This window comes from Perlucidibaca sp., from assembly GCF_057084925.1.
Window position 1 is genome coordinate 151,728 of sequence record NZ_JBXMRC010000027.1, and the last position, 18,152, is coordinate 169,879.

17 protein-coding genes and 2 tRNA genes are annotated in these 18,152 nt (G+C 55.7%); 14 read left to right on the plus strand and 5 right to left on the minus strand.

The window, feature by feature from the left end; genetic code table 11:
- Positions 1 to 33: 33 nt before the first annotated feature.
- From AC14IB_RS08510 to AC14IB_RS08525, 4 genes are read right to left on the minus strand one after another with little or no spacing between them, the layout of a single operon-like run.
- A complete protein-coding gene (locus AC14IB_RS08510; protein WP_484231475.1) occupies positions 34 to 1,485 on the minus strand; it encodes an NAD-dependent succinate-semialdehyde dehydrogenase in 1,452 nt (483 codons plus the stop codon).
- On the minus strand, positions 1,482 to 1,943 hold the full coding sequence (locus AC14IB_RS08515; RefSeq protein WP_484231476.1) for an acyl-CoA thioesterase: 462 nt from the start codon (positions 1,941 to 1,943) through the stop codon (positions 1,482 to 1,484). The genes AC14IB_RS08510 and AC14IB_RS08515 overlap by 4 nt, the downstream gene beginning before the upstream one ends.
- A gap of 11 nt (positions 1,944 to 1,954) precedes the next feature.
- The gene (locus AC14IB_RS08520) at positions 1,955 to 3,109 is read right to left on the minus strand and encodes an iron-containing alcohol dehydrogenase (RefSeq protein ID WP_484231477.1); all 1,155 of its coding nucleotides are present in this window, start codon (positions 3,107 to 3,109) and stop codon (positions 1,955 to 1,957) included.
- Positions 3,109 to 4,266 (minus strand): iron-containing alcohol dehydrogenase, encoded by a 1,158-nt coding sequence (locus AC14IB_RS08525; protein ID WP_484231478.1) that lies wholly within the window; start codon positions 4,264 to 4,266, stop codon positions 3,109 to 3,111. The genes AC14IB_RS08520 and AC14IB_RS08525 overlap by 1 nt, the downstream gene beginning before the upstream one ends.
- 137 nt (positions 4,267 to 4,403) lie before the next feature.
- On the opposite strand from AC14IB_RS08525, the gene AC14IB_RS08530 reads away from it, so the two are divergent.
- The 10 genes from AC14IB_RS08530 (at position 4,404) to AC14IB_RS08575 (ending at position 13,058) form a co-directional block, all read left to right on the plus strand.
- Entirely contained in the window at positions 4,404 to 4,904 is a 501-nt protein-coding gene (locus AC14IB_RS08530) for a CinA family protein (protein ID WP_484231479.1), read from the plus strand.
- A gap of 91 nt (positions 4,905 to 4,995) precedes the next feature.
- Positions 4,996 to 6,045 (plus strand): recombinase RecA, encoded by a 1,050-nt coding sequence (recA, locus tag AC14IB_RS08535; RefSeq protein WP_484231480.1) that lies wholly within the window; start codon positions 4,996 to 4,998, stop codon positions 6,043 to 6,045.
- Complete coding sequence (locus AC14IB_RS08540; protein ID WP_484231481.1) at positions 6,011 to 6,598, plus strand: regulatory protein RecX; 588 nt, start codon at positions 6,011 to 6,013, stop codon at positions 6,596 to 6,598. Before recA ends, AC14IB_RS08540 begins: the two co-directional genes overlap by 35 nt.
- A 123-nt stretch (positions 6,599 to 6,721) precedes the next feature.
- The gene (gene alaS, locus AC14IB_RS08545) at positions 6,722 to 9,355 is read left to right on the plus strand and encodes an alanine--tRNA ligase (protein WP_484231482.1); all 2,634 of its coding nucleotides are present in this window, start codon (positions 6,722 to 6,724) and stop codon (positions 9,353 to 9,355) included.
- Between the two features lie 59 nt (positions 9,356 to 9,414).
- Positions 9,415 to 10,641, plus strand: a complete 1,227-nt coding sequence (locus AC14IB_RS08550) for an aspartate kinase (protein WP_068860092.1) — start codon at positions 9,415 to 9,417, stop codon at positions 10,639 to 10,641.
- A gap of 155 nt (positions 10,642 to 10,796) precedes the next feature.
- Positions 10,797 to 11,009 (plus strand): carbon storage regulator CsrA, encoded by a 213-nt coding sequence (gene csrA / locus AC14IB_RS08555; RefSeq protein ID WP_068860090.1) that lies wholly within the window; start codon positions 10,797 to 10,799, stop codon positions 11,007 to 11,009.
- Between the two features lie 111 nt (positions 11,010 to 11,120).
- On the plus strand, positions 11,121 to 11,648 hold the full coding sequence (locus AC14IB_RS08560; protein WP_484231483.1) for a chalcone isomerase family protein: 528 nt from the start codon (positions 11,121 to 11,123) through the stop codon (positions 11,646 to 11,648).
- Between the two features lie 67 nt (positions 11,649 to 11,715).
- Positions 11,716 to 11,806 (plus strand) — tRNA-Ser (locus AC14IB_RS08565).
- Positions 11,807 to 11,898: 92 nt separating this feature from the next.
- A tRNA-Arg gene (locus tag AC14IB_RS08570) sits at positions 11,899 to 11,975 on the plus strand.
- A 60-nt stretch (positions 11,976 to 12,035) separates the two neighbouring features.
- Entirely contained in the window at positions 12,036 to 13,058 is a 1,023-nt protein-coding gene (locus tag AC14IB_RS08575) for a CDGSH iron-sulfur domain-containing protein (protein WP_484231484.1), read from the plus strand.
- Here the strand turns inward: AC14IB_RS08575 and AC14IB_RS08580 are convergent.
- A complete protein-coding gene (locus AC14IB_RS08580) occupies positions 13,035 to 13,817 on the minus strand; it encodes an SDR family oxidoreductase (protein WP_484231485.1) in 783 nt (260 codons plus the stop codon). The genes AC14IB_RS08575 and AC14IB_RS08580 overlap by 24 nt on opposite strands.
- 171 nt (positions 13,818 to 13,988) lie before the next feature.
- On the opposite strand from AC14IB_RS08580, the gene AC14IB_RS08585 reads away from it, so the two are divergent.
- The 4 genes from AC14IB_RS08585 to AC14IB_RS08600 are packed head-to-tail and all read left to right on the plus strand — an operon-like array spanning position 13,989 to position 18,074.
- Positions 13,989 to 15,185 (plus strand): L-dopachrome tautomerase-related protein, encoded by a 1,197-nt coding sequence (locus AC14IB_RS08585; protein ID WP_484231486.1) that lies wholly within the window; start codon positions 13,989 to 13,991, stop codon positions 15,183 to 15,185.
- Between the two features lie 15 nt (positions 15,186 to 15,200).
- Positions 15,201 to 16,115, plus strand: coding sequence for an acyltransferase (locus tag AC14IB_RS08590; protein WP_484231487.1), 915 nt, complete (start codon positions 15,201 to 15,203; stop codon positions 16,113 to 16,115).
- Entirely contained in the window at positions 16,112 to 16,966 is an 855-nt protein-coding gene (locus AC14IB_RS08595) for an alpha/beta fold hydrolase (protein ID WP_484231488.1), read from the plus strand. The genes AC14IB_RS08590 and AC14IB_RS08595 overlap by 4 nt, the downstream gene beginning before the upstream one ends.
- 40 nt (positions 16,967 to 17,006) lie before the next feature.
- Positions 17,007 to 18,074, plus strand: a complete 1,068-nt coding sequence (locus AC14IB_RS08600; protein WP_484231489.1) for a mechanosensitive ion channel family protein — start codon at positions 17,007 to 17,009, stop codon at positions 18,072 to 18,074.
- The last annotated feature ends 78 nt before the right edge of the window (positions 18,075 to 18,152 follow it).

Consider the following 18,152-nt stretch of genomic DNA (forward strand, 5'->3'; position numbering starts at 1 on the left):
CGGCGATAGTAACCGAAATGGCGCGATCGGCGCTCAGCGCGCCGTCATCCCGCCTAGGCACAGGTACTGCATTTCCAGGTATTCCTCGATGCCGTGACGTGAGCCTTCGCGCCCCAGCCCCGATTCCTTCATGCCACCAAAAGGTGCCACTTCGTTGGAAATGATGCCTTCGTTGATGCCGACCATGCCGTATTCAAGACGTTCGGCAATCGACCAGACGCGCTTCAGATCGTTGCCGTAAAGATAGGCCGCGAGGCCGGCCGGCACGGCATTGGCGATGCGCACGGCGTCGTCATCACTGTCGAAACGAATCAGCGGTGCGACCGGCCCGAAGCTCTCTTCGACGGCGATGGGCATGTCGGCGCTGACGTTGGTCAGAATTGTCGGCGCATAGAAGTTGCCGCCGAGGGTATGGCGCTGGCCGCCGAGTGTGCAGGTGGCTCCGGCCGCGACGGTGGCATCGACTAAGCGCTCGACCTTGGCGACGGCGGCGGCGTTGATCAGCGGGCCGATTTGCGTGCCATCACTGGCACCATCGCCAACCTTGAAGGCGCTGACGGCGGCATGCAGTTTTGCCGCGAAAGCATCGTAGACGCTGCTGTGCACGAGGAAGCGGTTGGCGCAGACGCAGGTCTGGCCGGCGTTGCGATATTTCGAGGCGAGTGCGCCGAGGACAGCAGCGTCGAGATCGGCGTCATCCAGCACGATGAACGGGGCGTTGCCGCCCAGCTCCAGCGACAGGCGTTTCACGGTGCCGGCACAGGCGGCCATGAGGTGTTTGCCGACGCCGGTGGAGCCGGTGAAGGACAGCTTGCGCACCGTCGGATTGCGCGTCAGCTCATCGCCGACAGCAGCGGGGCGGGCGGTGGTGATGATGTTGAGCACGCCGGCAGGAATGCCGGCTTCCTGCGCCAGTGCGGCCAGTGCGAGCGCGCACAGCGGTGTAGCTTCGGCGGGCTTGACCACGGCGGTGCAGCCCACGGCCAGCGCCGGCGCGACCTTGCGCGTGATCATCGCGACCGGAAAGTTCCACGGCGTGATGGCGGCCACCACGCCGACCGGCTGGCGCAGCACGATGAGCCGGCGGTCGCTGGTGGGTGCCGGGATGGTTTCGCCGTAAACGCGTTTGCCTTCCTCCGCGAACCATTCGATGAAGGAGGCTCCGTAGGCGACTTCGCCTCGTGCTTCCGCCAGCGGCTTGCCCTGCTCGGCGGTCATCAGTTGCGCCAGCGCCTCCTGGTTCGCCATGACCAGATCGAACCATTTGCGCAGCAGGTTGCTGCGCTCCTTGGCCGGGCGGGCGCGCCAGGCCGGCAGCGCGGCGTCTGCGGCGGCGATGGCGGCTCGGGTTTCATTGGCGCCCATGTCGGGCACATCGGCAAGGCGTTCGCCGGTGGCGGGGTTGTGCACGGCATGACGCCCGCCGTGGTCGGCATCGCGCCATTCGCCGTTGATGAAGGCCTGCTGGCGGATCAGCGGATTCATGGCTGCGCTCCCGGTATCACAAGCGAGGGCATGACCAGCGCTTGCAGTGCCGTGCGGGCATCGTCGGGAATGCTGACCGGCCGGTTGCTGGCGCGATCCACATAGACATGCACGAAATGGCCGGCGGCGGCCGGCGTGGCGTCGTCGTTGCGGAACAGGCCGACCTCGTAGCGCACGCTGCGGTTGCCCAGCTGCGCCACGCGGATGCCGGCGTGCACGGTGTCGGGGAAGGCGATGGGTGAGAAGTACTGGCACTGGGTTTCCACCACGAAGCCGACTGTGGTGCCGGCGTGGATGTCGAGCACGCCGGCATCGATCAGGTAGCGGTTCACGGCGGTGTCAAAGAAGCTGTAGTAGTTCACGTTGTTGACATGCCCGTAGATGTCGTTGTCCATCCAGCGCGTGGGAATGCTGAGGAAGTGGGCGTAGTCGCTGCGGGTTTGTGCTTTCAGGGACATGGTTCAGCGGCTCAGTAGACGGCTTGGTAAAGGGCGAGGGCGTCGTCGTAAGTGACTTCACGCGGGTTGTTCACCAGCAGGCGCTGCACCGCCATGGCATCGCGGGCGAGCAGGGGCAGGTCGGCTTCGGGCACGCCATTGCCGCGCAGGGTCCGGTCAAAGGGCATCTCGCCGACCAGCGCGGTCATGCGCGCAATGAAGGCTTGCGAGGCGATCTGATCGTCGCCGCTGGCCGTGCTGTCGAGGTGGCGCTCCAGCTCGGCATAGTGGCGAGCGGCGGCGGGCTGGTTGAAGGCGAGTACCGGGGCCAGCACCAGCGCATTGGTCAGGCCGTGCGGCAGGTGATAGTGACCGCCGAGCGGATAGGCGAGGGCATGCACGGCCGCCACCGGCGCATTGGCGAAGGCCATGCCGGCGAACAGCGAGCCCAGTAGCATGGCTTCGCGGGCATCGGCATTCCTGCCGTCCTGGAGCACGAGGCGGATATTGTCGTGCAGGGCCTTCAGCGCCTGTAGCGCGAGGGCATCCGACAGCGGGTTCTTCTTGTGCTTGCTGGTGTAGGCCTCGATGGCATGCACCATGGCATCAATGCCGGTGGCGGCGGTGATGGCCGGCGGCAGTCCCAGCGTGAGCGTGCTGTCGAGCACGGCGATGTCCGGGTAGAGAAGGCTAGACACCACGCCTTTTTTCTCGTCGCTGGGGGTGGTCAGAATCGAGATCGGCGTGACTTCGGAGCCTGTGCCGGCGGTGGTTGGGACTTGAATCAGCGGCAGACGCGGACCCGTGGCGAGGCCGAGGCCGTAGATGTCGTTCAGTTTTTGCGGTGTGCGTGCCAGCAGGGCGACCAGCTTGGCGGTATCCATGGAGCTGCCGCCGCCAAAACCGATCACGGCATCGGCACCGGATGCGACGGCCGCAGCCACAGCGGCTTCGACGCTGGCTTCGGGCGGATCGGCGAGGACATCGGTATAGAGCGTGACGCTGACGTTCGCGGCCTGCATGCCGGCGATCAGGGAAGCGGTCAGGCCGCTGTCGCGCAGAAAGCGGTCGGTCACGACAAAGACATGGCTCGCGCCCAGCTCGGCGGCCAGAGTGCCGAGACGACTGGCGCTGCCTTGCTCGCAAAGAATGCGCGGGCTGGTTTCGAAGCTGAAGCTGGTAGCCATCAGAGTGCTGCCTCCAGAACGCGGCGCGAGACCTCGGGTGTGACAGCCTGGCGCTCGCCGAGCTTGATCATGCCGTGTGCCTGCAGCTGTTCGACGAGATGATCGAGATGTTCCGTGCCAACGCCATAAGCCGATAGTCGCGTCGGCACCTGCATGGTTTCAAAGAAGTCACGAGTCTTGGCGATGGCGGCGGTGATGCGCTCATCGGCACTGCCGTCGTGCAAGTTCCACACGCGCTCGGCGTACTGCACGAGCTTGTCGTGCTTGGCTTCACGCTGATCCTGCAGCATTGCCGGCAGCACAATGGCCAGCGTTTGCGCATGATCAATGCCGTGCGCGGCGGTCAGCTCGTGGCCGATCATATGTGTAGACCAGTCCTGCGGCACGCCGGCACCGATGAGGCCGTTGAGCGCTTGGCTGGCGGCCCACATCAGATTGGCGCGAACCTCTATATTTTCTGGTTCTGACAAGGCTTTCGGGCCGTCCTCGATCAGCGTCAGCAGCAGGCCTTCGGCGAAGCGATCCTGCACCTTGGCATTGACCGGATAGGTCAGGTATTGCTCGACCACATGCACGAAGGCATCGACCACGCCGTTGCCAATCTGGCGCGCCGGCAGGGTCAGCGTCTTGGCCGGATCCATGATGGCGAAGCGCGGATACAGCAGCGGGTGGCTGAAGGCCAGCTTGGTGTGCGTGGCGAGATGCGTCAGTACACCACCGTTATTAGTTTCTGAGCCGGTGGCGGCCAATGTCACGACCACGCCCAGTGGTAAAGCGCCGGTAATTTTGCGGCCCCGGCTGTGCAGCAGCTCCAAGGCATCGCCTTCGTAGCAGGCGGCCGCGGCGAGAAACTTGCTGCCATCCATTACCGAGCCGCCGCCCACCGCGAGAATGAAGTCGATGCGTTCTGCTTTCACCACGGCGAGGGCGCGCTGGATGGTTTCCAGGCTCGGGTTGGGCTCAATGCCGCCAAATTCAAAAACGGTCTGCGTGCTCAGTGCGGCATGCACTTCGGCCAGTGTCCCTGTTGCCTTTACGCTGCCACCGCCATAGGTAATGAGCACACGGGCATCTTGCGGAATTTCTTTGCTTAACTGCGCGATGCTACCTGCACCAAAAACGACTTTGACGGGGTTGCGATAGCTGAAATTAAGCATAGGTGCCTCTCTTTTAATCTGAAATTCGGATGAAATAGCTCACCAGATGAGCGTGTGTAGCACGAATAATGAACTGCCGAGCATACTGTTTTTGGCGATACTGTGCGCTTCTACGCGGCAACTCTTGAGGATAAAACGTGCTGACCGAATTAGCTCAACAGTGTGGTGAAGCATTGCAACAGCGAGGTTTGCAGGTCACGACGGCAGAGTCCTGTACCGGCGGAGGTATTGCTGAGGCCATAACCCGTATTGCGGGCAGTTCGGCTTGGTTTGGTCAGGGGTGGGTGACCTACAGCAATGCAGCTAAGTCCGCACAACTAGGCGTTGCGCCCGAGCTGATTGAGGCACATGGAGCCGTCAGTGAAGCCGTGGTATCGGCGATGGCTGAAGGTGCCAGAACACGTGCAGGGGCTGACTGGGCAATCGCTGTCAGTGGTGTTGCAGGGCCTGGTGGCGGCAGTCTAGATAAGCCTGTGGGCACAGTTTGGTTGGCCTGGGCTAGTCCTCAAGGCACGCAAACCGCCTGCCGATTATTTGCTGGCGATCGCAGGGAAATTCGTGAGCAAACAGTCGCTTTGGCGCTGACTGAATTAATTAAGTCCTTGTGCGGTAGCGAAGTCTTAGGCCCTATGCCATAATACTGTACGCAAGAACAGTAATGGCCGTTAGGCCCCACACTGACTGAAAACATTAAGCATGGCTTCCCGCCAGACTAAAGAGGAAACGCCGATGAACGATAACAAGCAAAAAGCACTGAATGCGGCACTGGCGCAAATTGAAAAGCAATTTGGTAAAGGTTCCGTCATGCGTCTGGGTGACCAGCCTGCTTCAGGTGCCATTCCCGCCATTTCCACCGGGTCTTTAGGTCTGGATATTGCGCTGGGTATTGGCGGGTTGCCGAAAGGTCGTATTGTTGAAATTTACGGTCCTGAATCATCGGGCAAAACGACCCTGACGTTGCAAGTCATTGCAGCCTGCCAACGCGCTGGCGGTACCGCTGCGTTTATTGATGCTGAACACGCCTTAGACCCGCAGTACGCGGCTAAGTTGGGCGTTAACACCGAAGACTTGTTCGTGTCCCAGCCCGATACCGGCGAGCAAGCGCTTGAAATTGCAGACATGCTGGTGCGTTCAAACTCCATCGACATCATCGTCATCGACTCGGTTGCCGCGCTAACACCGCGAGCTGAAATTGAAGGCGAAATGGGCGACATGCACGTGGGTTTGCAGGCTCGACTCATGTCGCAGGCACTCCGCAAAATCACGGGCAACATCAAGCGTTCGAATTGCTTGGTCATTTTCATTAACCAAATTCGTATGAAAATCGGTGTCATGTTCGGCAGCCCAGAAACCACGACGGGTGGTAACGCATTGAAGTTCTATGCCTCGGTTCGTATGGACATTCGTCGCATTGGTGCAGTGAAAGAAGGTGAGGAAGTGATTGGTTCTGAGACCCGCGTAAAAGTGGTTAAGAACAAGGTAGCGCCTCCATTCAAAGAAGCTGAGTTTCAAATTCTTTACGGCCAAGGCATTAATCTCCAGGGTGAAATTGTTGATCTGGGCGTCAAACTGGGCCTTATTGATAAGTCCGGTGCTTGGTACGCTTACCAAGGCAACAAAATCGGCCAGGGCAAGACCAATGCCTGTAAGTACCTGATTGAAAACCCCAGTATTGCCAAGGTGATCGAAGATCAAATTCGAGATCAGCTCATTGGGCCTGTAACGGCAGTGCCGGAGGATGCAGATGAGCCGGGCGTTTTCGAAGAAGCCGGCTTCTAAGCGGGTAGGCTTTGGTGCTAGTGATAACGATGAACCCATCGTTATCACGGCCCAGCAGGTCTGGAACAAAGCGCTGTCGCTGCAAGGGCGGCGAGAGCACAGTCGTACGGAGCTGATCCAAAAACTCAGCCAGTTTGGCGCATCGCAAGAGCAAATTGAGGATGTGCTAAGCCGATTGGTTGAGTACTCCCTGCAAAGTGACGACCGTTTCGCGGAGTCTCTCGTCAGGTCGCAATTGCTGCGTGGGCGTGGTCAGCGCTCAATTAAACACGTGTTACAACAGCGTGGCTTAGATGCCGAACATCCGGCACTCATCGAGCAAACCGCCGATATCGATTGGGAGCAGCGCGCACTCGAACTATTGCTGCGACGTTTTGGCACGGAATTATCCCGTGACATGAATGATAAGGCGCGATACATACGTTTTTTGCAGTATCGTGGCTTTTCGATGGGGCAAGCACTTACAGCTATGAAGCTAGCGTTAAGCGCAAATCAATGGATCGATAACGATGCCGATGAAGGACGGCTAGTTGATCTAAACGAAGACTGCTGAAATTCATCCAGATTTGCTGCGAACACAAGAATTCTGTCGTTATAATCGTCGGTCTTTTGCCTGCTGTGGCTGCATGTGCATAGCAATTCGGTGGTCGTCAGGTTGATTGGTTCGGAGCGGTACATGAAAAGCGCTGAAATCCGCGAAGCATTCCTTCGTTTTTTTGAGCAAAAAGGGCATGCCCGAGTAGCGTCCAGCTCATTGGTGCCGCATGATGACCCGACGCTGCTGTTTACCAACGCGGGCATGAACCAATTCAAGGATTGCTTCCTCGGCCTAGACAAGCGGGCCTATACCCGTGCCACGTCGTCTCAGAAATGTGTTCGTGCGGGTGGCAAGCACAACGACTTGGAAAATGTCGGTTACACCGCGCGTCATCACACCTTCTTTGAAATGCTCGGTAACTTCAGCTTTGGTGACTACTTTAAGCGTGATGCCATTCAGTATGCGTGGGAGTTTTTGACTTCTCCGCAATGGCTCAATATTCCAAAAGATAAGCTCACCGTGACGGTCTATGCCAGTGATGACGAGGCTTTTGCGCTTTGGCAAAACGACATTGGCGTACCGGCTGAACGCATCATCCGTATAGGCGACAACAAGGGTGCTCCTTACGCTTCTGACAATTTCTGGGCGATGGGCGATACCGGTCCTTGCGGCCCTTGCACAGAGATTTTCTACGATCACGGTGCCGACATTGCCGGTGGCCCACCCGGTTCCCCCGATGAAGACGGCGATCGTTTTATCGAAATCTGGAACAACGTGTTTATGCAGTTCAACCGCACGGCGGATGGCGTACTGCATCCGTTGCCCGCGCCCAGTGTGGATACTGGCATGGGGTTGGAGCGTATTTCGGCCGTTATGCAGCATGTGCATGCTAACTATGAAATCGACCTGTTTCAGTCCTTGTTAAAGGCGGCCGCTGAGGCCATTGGCTGTGCCAACGATAATCAGGCATCGCTCAAGGTTGTTGCGGATCACATTCGTTCGTGTTCTTTCCTGATTGCAGATGGCGTGGTGCCGTCGAACGAAGGCCGTGGCTATGTCCTGCGCCGCATTATTCGTCGAGCCTGCCGTCACGGTAACAAGCTAGGCGCTACCGGCACTTTCTTCCATCGTGTCGTGCCAGCGTTAGTCACGGAAATGGGGGGCGCGTATCCGGAGTTACAAGCTCAGCAGGCCACCATTATTCGTGTGCTTCAGCAAGAAGAAGAGCAGTTTGCTCGCACGCTGGAGCAAGGTTTGCGCATCCTGGATCAAGATCTTGCCGGTCTTAAAGGCAGTGTGATTCCGGGTGAGACCGTATTCCGCCTTTACGATACGTATGGTTTCCCCGTCGATCTCACCGGTGATATTGCCCGTGAGCGCGACCTCACGCTGGATCTTGCCGGTTTTGAAGCGGCCATGACCGCGCAGCGTGAGCGCGCTCGTGCCAGCTCGCGCTTTGATATGGACTACAACACACTCATCAAGCTGGATGGCGAAACCACGTTCTTGGGATATGCCACTACGCAAGCTGAGGCTTTGCAGGTGCGTGCGCTGTATGTCGGCGGTGAATCAGTAACATCAGCTAATGTCGGCGATCAGGTTGCGATCATCTTAGATAAAACCCCTTTCTATGCAGAGTCTGGTGGTCAGGCAGGCGATGTGGGTTATTTGCGTAATGCAACAGTGGTGGCCGAAGTGCAGGACACCACAAAAGCCGGCGCACATCATTTGCATCAGGCCATGATTACCGCAGGCGTGTTAACGGTTGGCGACACCTTAGCGGCAGACGTGCGAGCGGATTTGCGCGTGGCCACTGCGCGTAATCACTCCGCCACTCATTTACTGCATGCGGCATTACGCGAAACATTAGGCACGCATGTCACGCAAAAGGGCTCATTGGTTTGTGCGGACTATCTGCGTTTTGACTTCTCGCATCCAGAAGCCATTCCGTTAGCAACGTTGCGCCAAATTGAAGCGCGTGTGAATGGTCAAATTTTGGCCAATACCGCCGTAGAAACCGATGTGACGGATATTGATACTGCCCGTGCTAAAGGTGCCATGGCGCTTTTCGGTGAAAAATATGGCGATGTCGTTCGCGTTCTGACCATGGGTGAGGCGGGTTTCTCTGTGGAATTGTGCGGCGGCACTCATGTGGCACGTACAGGCGATATCGGCCTATTGAGAATTACCTCTGAGGCGGGTGTAGCTGCAGGGGTACGTCGTATTGAGGCTCGAACTGGCGAAGGCGCGTTGGCCTGGTTGAATGCCGGTGAGCAAACGCTGCTGGAACTGGCTGATGCCGTTAAGGGCAATCGTGATTCGGTCGCCGGAAAAGTGCGACAGTTACTTGAGCGTCAGCGTGAGTTAGAGAAAGAGCTGGATAAACTGAAATCGAAAGTGGCGGCTTCTGCTGGTAATGATTTAGTGAATCAAGCGGAATTAGTGGGTCAAGTTCAGGTATTGGCCTCTGTACTTGATGGTGCCGATGCGAAATCCTTGCGCGATACGGTCGATCAGCTACGCAATAAGCTTGGTCAGTCGGTAGTAGTGTTGGCGACGGTGCAGGATGGCAAGGTGAGCCTCGCCGCTGGCGTGAGTGCCGACGTAATGTCACGCGTGAAAGCTGGTGAGTTGGTGAGCTACTTGGCGGCTCAGGTTGGCGGTAAAGGCGGTGGTCGTCCAGATATGGCCATGGCGGGCGGTTCGGATGTGGGTGCGCTGCCTGCGGCCTTGGCTTCGGTGAAACAGTTTGTGAATGAGCGCGTGAACTAAGCGCCTTCGTCATGGTTTAAGCGACCTTGTGAAAGGTCATTGAGTTACGGATTAAAGAAATGGCACTAATTGTTCAAAAATACGGTGGTACGTCGGTAGGCACGACAGATCGTATCGAGGCTGTGGCTGAGCGTGTGAAGCGCTGGTACGACGAAGGTCATGACCTCGTCGTGGTGCTGTCGGCCATGAGCGGAGAGACCAATCGTTTGATCGGTCTAGCGAAGGCGATTTCGCCAGAGCCAGAGCCCCGCGAACTGGACATGATGGTTTCCACCGGTGAGCAAGTCACCATTGCCTTGTTGGCGATGGCACTGATGAAGCGCGGTGTGCCGGCGCGTTCCTACACGGGTGCGCAAGTCGCGATCAAAACCGATAGCTCGTTTAATAAAGCGCGTATTGAGGCGATTGACGATGCTCGCATGCGTGCTGATTTAGATGCGCGTCGCGTGGTCATCGTGGCAGGCTTCCAGGGCGTTGATCCTGAAGGCAATATCACCACCCTGGGTCGTGGCGGTTCAGATACAACCGGTGTGGCTCTGGCGGCTGCGTTAAAGGCAGATGAGTGCCAGATCTATACGGACGTGGATGGTGTTTACACCACGGATCCACGCGTTGTGCCGCAAGCCCGCCGTCTCGAGACCATTACCTTCGAAGAAATGCTCGAAATGGCCTCGTTAGGCTCGAAAGTGCTGCAGATTCGCTCGGTCGAATTTGCCGGCAAATACCATGTACCGTTGCGCGTACTCTCCAGCTTTGGTGAGGGTGGCGGTACTTTGATTACTGTTGATGCAGAGGACGATATGGAAAAGCCGGTCATCTCCGGGATTGCGTTTAATCGTGACGAAGCCAAGCTGACGGTGCGTGGCGTGCCAGATACCCCCGGTATTGCGTCGCGCATCTTGAGTCCGGTTGGCGATGCCAACATTGAAATCGATATGATCGTACAGAATGTGTCTGCCGATGGTACAACGGACTTCACATTTACCGTGGCTCGTGGTGACATGAAGAAAGCCGTGGCTGTGCTCGAGTCGGTCGCTAACGATATTGGCGCTCGCGAACTCATTGCCGACGACAAAATTTGTAAGGTTTCGCTCGTGGGTGTGGGTATGCGCTCTCATGCCGGTGTTGCGAGCAAAATGTTTGCCACCCTGGCGAAGGAAAACATTAACATTCAGATGATCTCGACCTCGGAAATCAAAATTTCTGTGGTGGTTGAAGAGAAGTATTTAGAGCTGGCTGTGCGTGCACTGCACACCGCGTTTGATTTGGATGCGCCAGCAGCTTAAATCTGCTGCAATTGGTTGGCGGGATGTGTCATGGGCGAAGGAGCGTCCCAAGCCATCGCGATAGCTAAGGTTATCGTTAGGGCTTTTGGAGGCGGACTCCGCGCCCACCCCAAACATTTTTGGACTTGTTCAGTCCGTTTATCTTGGAGTTTGACATGTTGATTTTGACCCGTCGTGTTGGCGAAACCTTAATGGTTGGCGATGAAGTGACAGTTACCGTCTTGGGCGTTAAAGGCAACCAAGTTCGTATTGGTGTGAACGCGCCGAAAGATGTGGCTGTGCATCGTGAAGAGATTTATCAGCGCATACAGCAGGAAAAAAATCCTGGCGAAGCCAGTAGCCTCGAGGACGACGTGGGTAACTACTAAGTACTTAGTGACTGAAAAAGCCTCTCTTGTAGAGGCTTTTCTGTTTAATGGTGTCCATCTCCGTTATATGTTTATTAGAGGCTTCCGAACATAAGTAAAAAGGTGGGGGCGATGTCTCAGTGGCTAAAAGTCTTGGTATTACTGGTGTTCACAGGTAGTGCTCAAGCGAATATGACGCTGGCTCAGCAGGTGCTAGAGCAGCCGGAAGTTGTCGGTAAGGCACGCTTAACGGTGCTGTTGTTCAAAGTCTACGACGCCACGCTGTATGCACCTAAAGGCCAGTTTCATCCGGATAAGCCCTATGTACTGAGCTTGCGTTATTTACGGGCGTTTGAGGGTGACATGATTGCTCAGCGTAGCGTGGAGGAAATGCGCAAACAGGGCTATGCCAATGAGAAAAACTTAGCACTTTGGCGACGCCAAATGGCCTCGATATTTCCTGATGTGCAAGCGGGTAGCGAATTGACTGCGGTTAGAACGAACGTGGGGGAGGTGGTCTTCTATCGGGGTCTGGAGCGTATAGGTCAAGTCAAGGATGCGGAGTTCACCCAGCAGTTCTTCAATATTTGGTTGGGTACGAAATCGTCTGAACCTGAAATGCGTAAACAATTGCTGTCACAGCATGGTCAAAAGCGTTAAGTGGTGGAAATTACAGCGTCACAGCCTTTTCAAGTCGCGTTTGCGTCTGTATGATCGCCGCCTTGATGGAGAGTTGACCGAGAGGCCGAAGGTGCTCCCCTGCTAAGGGAGTAGGGGCCAAAAGCTCCTCAAGGGTTCGAATCCCTTACTCTCCGCCATCATCGCGTAAGTTGTTCTGAGTGTTTGAATTTCAAGCAACATCAGCTTGACGATACCGAGGCCGATCCATAGAATACGCGGCCTCAGCAATGCGCCCATAGCTCAGCTGGATAGAGCACCAGGCTACGAACTTGGGGGTCGGGAGTTCGAATCTCTCTGGGCGCACCATACGAAACAAAGGGTTAACCGGAAACGGTTAGCCCTTTTGTCTTTCTGGGTGGCCTGCAAATGAACAAATTTTTTGCATTGAAAAAGCGTCGTCATAACACGCTAGCTGATACATCCGTACAGCGCTATGTCCCAGAAAAGTCTCCTGCCGTTTCTCAGTCTCACGGACTCCCTGTGGTCGCCTGTATTGAACCTGCGTTGGTCTCGCTACAAGTCGGTCAGCATTACGCATGGTGTAGTTGCGGACTATCTCAACGCCAGCCTTTTTGTGACGGCAGCCACGCGGGCACGTCTTGGAGGCCGCTCATTTTCACCCCTAAACGCACGCAACTGGACTGGGTCTGTACCTGCAAATTCACACGTCAGGCGCCCTATTGTGATGCCGCGCATAATCGCTTAAGTGAGCTGTATCAGCGCAAAATACAGGAGTCTGAATTGCCAAGAATGGAGCAGGAAATCGCGTGGATGTCTGATGCCGCGGCGAACACCCAGGCACCCAGAGTCGTGTTGATTCATGGCCTTTTGGCAGGCCGGCACATGGCTAGGCATCTCTTAAGTTGGTTGAGAGATGCAGGCTTTGAAGACGCTAGCCTATTTAGCAATAACACGTCACCTCAGGTGGTTGCCGATTTCCTGCAAGTCGCCAAAGCGCAGGGCCGTCAGATCGCGTTGGTGGGTTATAGCCAAGGTGGTTTTCAGGTCATTAAAGTGGCTAAGGTGCTGGCGTCTCGTGGTTTGAATGTGGATGTGTTGGTGAGCATTGCCGCAGGTGGGTTGGGGCGCTTGCATCCTGCGCAGTGGGCGTTTCCGGTGCGTCGAATCCCCAGCAATATTCACACACTGCTCAACATTTATTCCCACGAAGACTGCTTAGGGACCGACCCAACATCACGGGGGAATGCCTTGCCTAGCAGCGTGGCAACTCAAGTAGAAAATATCGCTTTAGCAAAGACCGAGGGCGTGGATCACTTGGCCTTGGTGCGTTGCTATCCGGTCGAGCGTCAACACCCGGTGGTGAGGGAACGGGTGCTGACACCGCTATTGGCTGCGCTCAGGGGGCTAAGCCCCCACGACGGCACTTAAGCCGCCATCTACCGCCAGAATTTGGCCGGTAATGTGTTTGCCGGCGGCACTGGCAAATAGCAAGGTAGCGCCCATTAAGTCCTGCTCATCGCCCAAGCGCTGGAGGGGAGCCTGCTTTGCCATGGCATCACTGCCAACGCGTTCGATGAGTCCTTGGGACATTTTGCTCGGGAAGAATCCGGGGGCAAGGGCATTCACGTTAATACCAAACTGTCCCCACTCGCAGGCCAGTGCGCGGGTGAAATTCACCACAGCGCCTTTGCTGGTGTTGTAGGCAATGGTTTCCATCCACGGCGGGTTTCCGCCGAGACCCGCAATAGACGCGACATTGATGATGCGACCTTGGCGGCGGGGAATCATGCTGTCACGCGCGACAGCTTGTGCCAGAAGGAAGTAGCCACGCACATTCAAGTCCATGACTTTATCCCAAGCGGATAGCGGGTGCTCGCTGGCGGCTGCACCCCAGCTTGCTCCGGCGTTATTGATCAAGATATCGATATGCCCTAATCGTCGCAATGCCTCTGCCACCAGTTGAGCGATGCTGTCGGGGTTACCCGCATCGGCCGCTATCCAGTCGGCATCAATGCCGACAGCGCGGAGCTGCTCGGTGGTCTGGGCAAGGTCTGCAGCTTTACGTGAGCTGAGCATAATGCGTGCGCCCGCCGAGCCAAGTGCCTGAGCCATTTGCAGGCCGAGCCCACGAGAGCCGCCGGTAATTAAAGCCGTTTGGCCAGTCAAATCAAACAACGATAAGCTCATAACGATTTTCTCGAGAAATGCCTGATTGAGGAGGCGATATCTGGAGCATACACATGGGTAAGTGCTTGAAAATGACCAAATATGACAAAATGACCTGCAAGTTCTGTTAGTTTGCGTTCATGCCTAGCGCCATGAGCGTTTAATGATGTATCGCCTCAGGAAGCAGTCTCAATGTTGAAGAAGGCCGATCAGCGTTTATTAGTTCGACAAAGTAGCAGTCGATATCGATCAGCTCGCAGTGGGGTGGGTAAAAAACGAGCATTACTTGCCATTGTGGTGTTGGCTTTGGTGATTGGTGCTATCTACTTGCGCTTTGGTGGTGGCAAGCCCTACCCAGACCTGACCATGCCTGCCGCGAATATGCCAGTGCTTGAGGAGGTTTTGGCCTATCCCGAGCCATTGGGCAATCTCGCGGTATCGGCGACTGGACGCGTATTTTTTACGGTACATCCGGAGTCGCGTCCTTCAGGCAATAAACTTCTGGTGCGTGAAACAGATGGCCGCATTCGTGCCTTTCCATCGGAAGCTGCTCAGGCCGATTTATTCGACGCGGTAATGGGTGTCGTGATTGATGCTCGCGGCACTTTGTGGACCATAGATCATGGTCAACATGGGTTTCGTCAGCCCCGTTTATTGGGTTTTGATATCAACACAGGCAAGGTGTTAAAGGATTTTTCGCTGAAGTCGGATGCGGCACCTAAGGGTTCTTTTTTGCAGGACTTGCAGGTCAATTCAACGGGTACCATGGCCTATATTGCCGATGTGAGCTTTTTGCGAAACTCACCCGGGCTGGTGATGGTGGATCTAAAATCGGGTGATGCCTGGCGCGCGCTGGACCAAGATCCGTCGGTCATGCCGCAGTCGTGGATTATTCGCAACCCCACTAAAACGATGTCTTGGCTGGGTGGGCTGTTTACGTTGAAGCCCGGGATTGACGGCATCGCCATCAGTAAAAATGACCAGTTTCTGGTCTACGGCGCCATGGCTCATGACACCTTATTCAGTGTGCCCACCGCGGCGCTTCGCCGTGAAGAAGCTGGGCAAGCTGCGTTGCAAGTTAAAGCCCTGGGTCGCAAGCCATTGAATGATGGCTTGTCTATGGATCGTAACGATAATATTTTCATCACCGATGTGGAGCATGGCAGCGTCATGAAGATGACGCCCGCGGGTTTGCTCAGCACGGTGGTGCAAGATATGAAGCGCTTGCGCTGGGCGGATGCCCTGTCTTTTGGGCCAGATGGCTGGCTTTATGTGGCTGACTCGGCCATCCCGGATCAGATGTTGCGCAGTAAGTCTCATATGCGTGAGCAAGCGCCGTATCGCATATTTCGTTTCAAACCCGGCACTGAGGGCGTGCCCGGGCAATAACTGAGAGGATAGGTCATGTTGTTTTGGTTGCCGCGCCCACTACAAGCACTTTTTATGCTGCTGCTGATGATCGCAAATATTTCTTTTTGGGTTATTCCAATCTATTTTGCCGTCATTCTTAAGCTGATGATTCCCATCCGACCCTGGCGAGATCTGTGCTCTCGTTTTGCTTCAAAATGCGCGCAAATCTGGGCGTTTTTTAACTCCCTGTTTATTGCCGTGTTTATGCGCGTGAAGTGGGATATCCGCTTGCCGGAAGGTCTTGATCCCAAGGGCCAATATTTGGTGTGTGCTAATCACCAATCGTGGAATGACATTGTGGTGGTGATGAAAGCGTTTGGTTTTAAAACGCCATTTTTCAAGTTCTTCCTGAAGCAGGAATTGATTTGGGTGCCGCTACTGGGCCTAGCGTGGTGGGGTTTAGACTACCCCTTTATGAAACGGTATACGCGGGAGCAGGTCGCGAAGAATCCATCCTTAAAAGGCAAAGACATTGAGACGACACGCCGAGCTTGTGAAAAATTCAAATCTCAACCCGTGCTGGTGCTGAACTTTCTGGAAGGCACGCGATTCACCCCAGAGAAGCATGCGCGCACCCAATCGCCGTATCGCTATTTATTGAAGCCAAAATCGGGCGGATTAGCCTTTGCCATGACGTCGTTTGGGGAACGTATTAACACGCTGCTAGACATCACCATCGTGTATCCCGATGGCTCAAAAGGGCTGTGGGATTTCTTGGCGGGTCGTGTGCCACGGGTAATTGTGGAGGTGAAGTCCATCACGCTGCCGCATGCTTTTTATCAGGGTGATTATGAGAATGACCCCAAATACCGTGCCGAGTTCCACTCCTGGGTCGCGCAACTTTGGCAGCTTAAAGATCAGCGCATCGGCGAGTTGTTGCAGGAAGCGGGGGGCACTTCGTCATCATGAATCTACACGAGTGGGAGCAGGGTGGGGATTACCTGGAACTGAATGACGGCCGCGTGTTTTTTCGCGTGGCTGGTGAAGGCGAACCCTTACTCCTGTTGCATGGTTTTCCAACCAGCTCGTGGGACTTTCAGGCGATTTGGCCGACACTAACCAAACGTTATCGCGTCATTACCTACGATAAGCTCGGGTTTGGTTTTTCAGATAAACCCCGACAGGGTGACTACACCATTGGCGCGCATTTGCAGCGGACCTGGGCTGTATTGAGTGCGCTGGGCATCACGAAGGTCAGAATCCTGGCCCACGATGTGGGCAACACTATCACGCAGGCCTGGCTAGCGCGTCAATTAGAAGGGCCGGTGCCTGTTCAACTCACACGCGTGTGCTTGCTCAATGGCGGACTGTTTCCCGAAGCGCACCGTATGCGCCCCTTACAGCGTCTGTTGCTCACCCCTTTGGGTGCTTGTGTGGCGCGCTTAAGCAGTGCAAAACGCTTCGGAAAGGGCATGGCAGAAGTGTTTGGGCCCAATACACAGCCGACGCCTCAAGAGCTGTCAGACTATTGGACGTTAATGTCTCGCCAGCAGGGCCAGCACTTGCTTCATAAGCATATTCAGTACATTCGCGAGCGCCAGCGTCAACGCACCCGATGGGTGGGAGCGTTACAACACACGCTGGTGCCTTTGAGCCTGATTGATGGCGTACACGATCCCGTATCGGGTGCACATATGGTGGCGCGCTTTCGGGAGCTGTTGCCCGGGCGGCCAGTAACGGAGCTGGCCTGCGGCCATTTCCCGCAAGTCGAAATGCCTGAGGAGGTATTGCAGGCACTTTCACAACACTGGGCTGACTAGCCCTGCGAGCGATGCTCGCGTCTTATTTTAGGAATTGTTCATGATGGTGGATTTGGAATTTATCTGGCAAGGCAATAGCCTGCGCGACTGGAGCACGGCGCTTGGCCTGGCACTGAGCATCAATTTGTTTGTGGGCGTTTTGAAGTGGCTCATTGAGCATCGCTTAGCGAAAGTGGCACGTACATCGCACCGGAAAATGGACGATGTAATCGTTGCGATGGCGCGTTACACCAAGCAACTCCTCGTGTTTGGGGTGACCTTATTGGCGGGTACACGCTACCTTGATTTGCCCGTAGGTATTGACCATGTCTTGATTAAAGTCGCCACCATTTCGGGTTTCTTGCAGCTGGGTTTATGGCTGAGCGGTGCTCTCAATTTCTGGATTGAACATTATCGCCGTCAAAGCATGAGCCGAGATTTAGCCGCTGCGACTAGCCTTGCTGCGATCAGCTTTGTCGGTCGCGTCTTGCTGTGGACCTTCTTGGTCCTGTTTATGCTGGATAACCTTGGCGTCAACGTAACCGCCATGGTGGCGGGCTTGGGCGTGGGCGGTATTGCGGTGGCATTAGCCATGCAAAACATCCTGGGCGACCTGTTTGCCTCGTTATCGATTGTGATTGATAAGCCGTTTGTGATTGGTGATGTTATTACCGTGGACTCGTTCACCGGCAGTGTTGAACATGTGGGCCTGAAAACCACGCGCCTGCGCAGCAGTACGGGTGAGCAAATCATTATCTCCAACAGTGATCTGCTGAAAACACGCATTCGTAATTTCAAGCGCATGACCGAACGCCGCATGTTGTTCAATTTCGGGGTGGTGTACGAAACTTCTCCCGCGCTACTGGCGGCCATTCCCGAGCTACTGCGGGACATTGTGGCGACCGTGCCGCAGGCCCGTTTCGAGCGCGCACATTTCAAAGCGTTTGGTTCATCGGCTCTCGAGTTTGAAGTGGTGTATTGGATGACCAATCCAGACTTTCAGCTCAGCATGGATGCACAGCAGCAGGTGAACTTGGCGTTGCTCGAGCGATTGCAAGAGGCGGGTATTGAGTTGTCCCATTCGGCAGCTGCGCTAGCCCCTGGGGCTTTAAAGCCAGTGTCTCGGTAAACACTGAAATTCACCGAGGTCGCCTGTAGATACAAAAAAGCCCACGTCCGAAGGCGTGGGCTGTTTTGTATCAGCGTG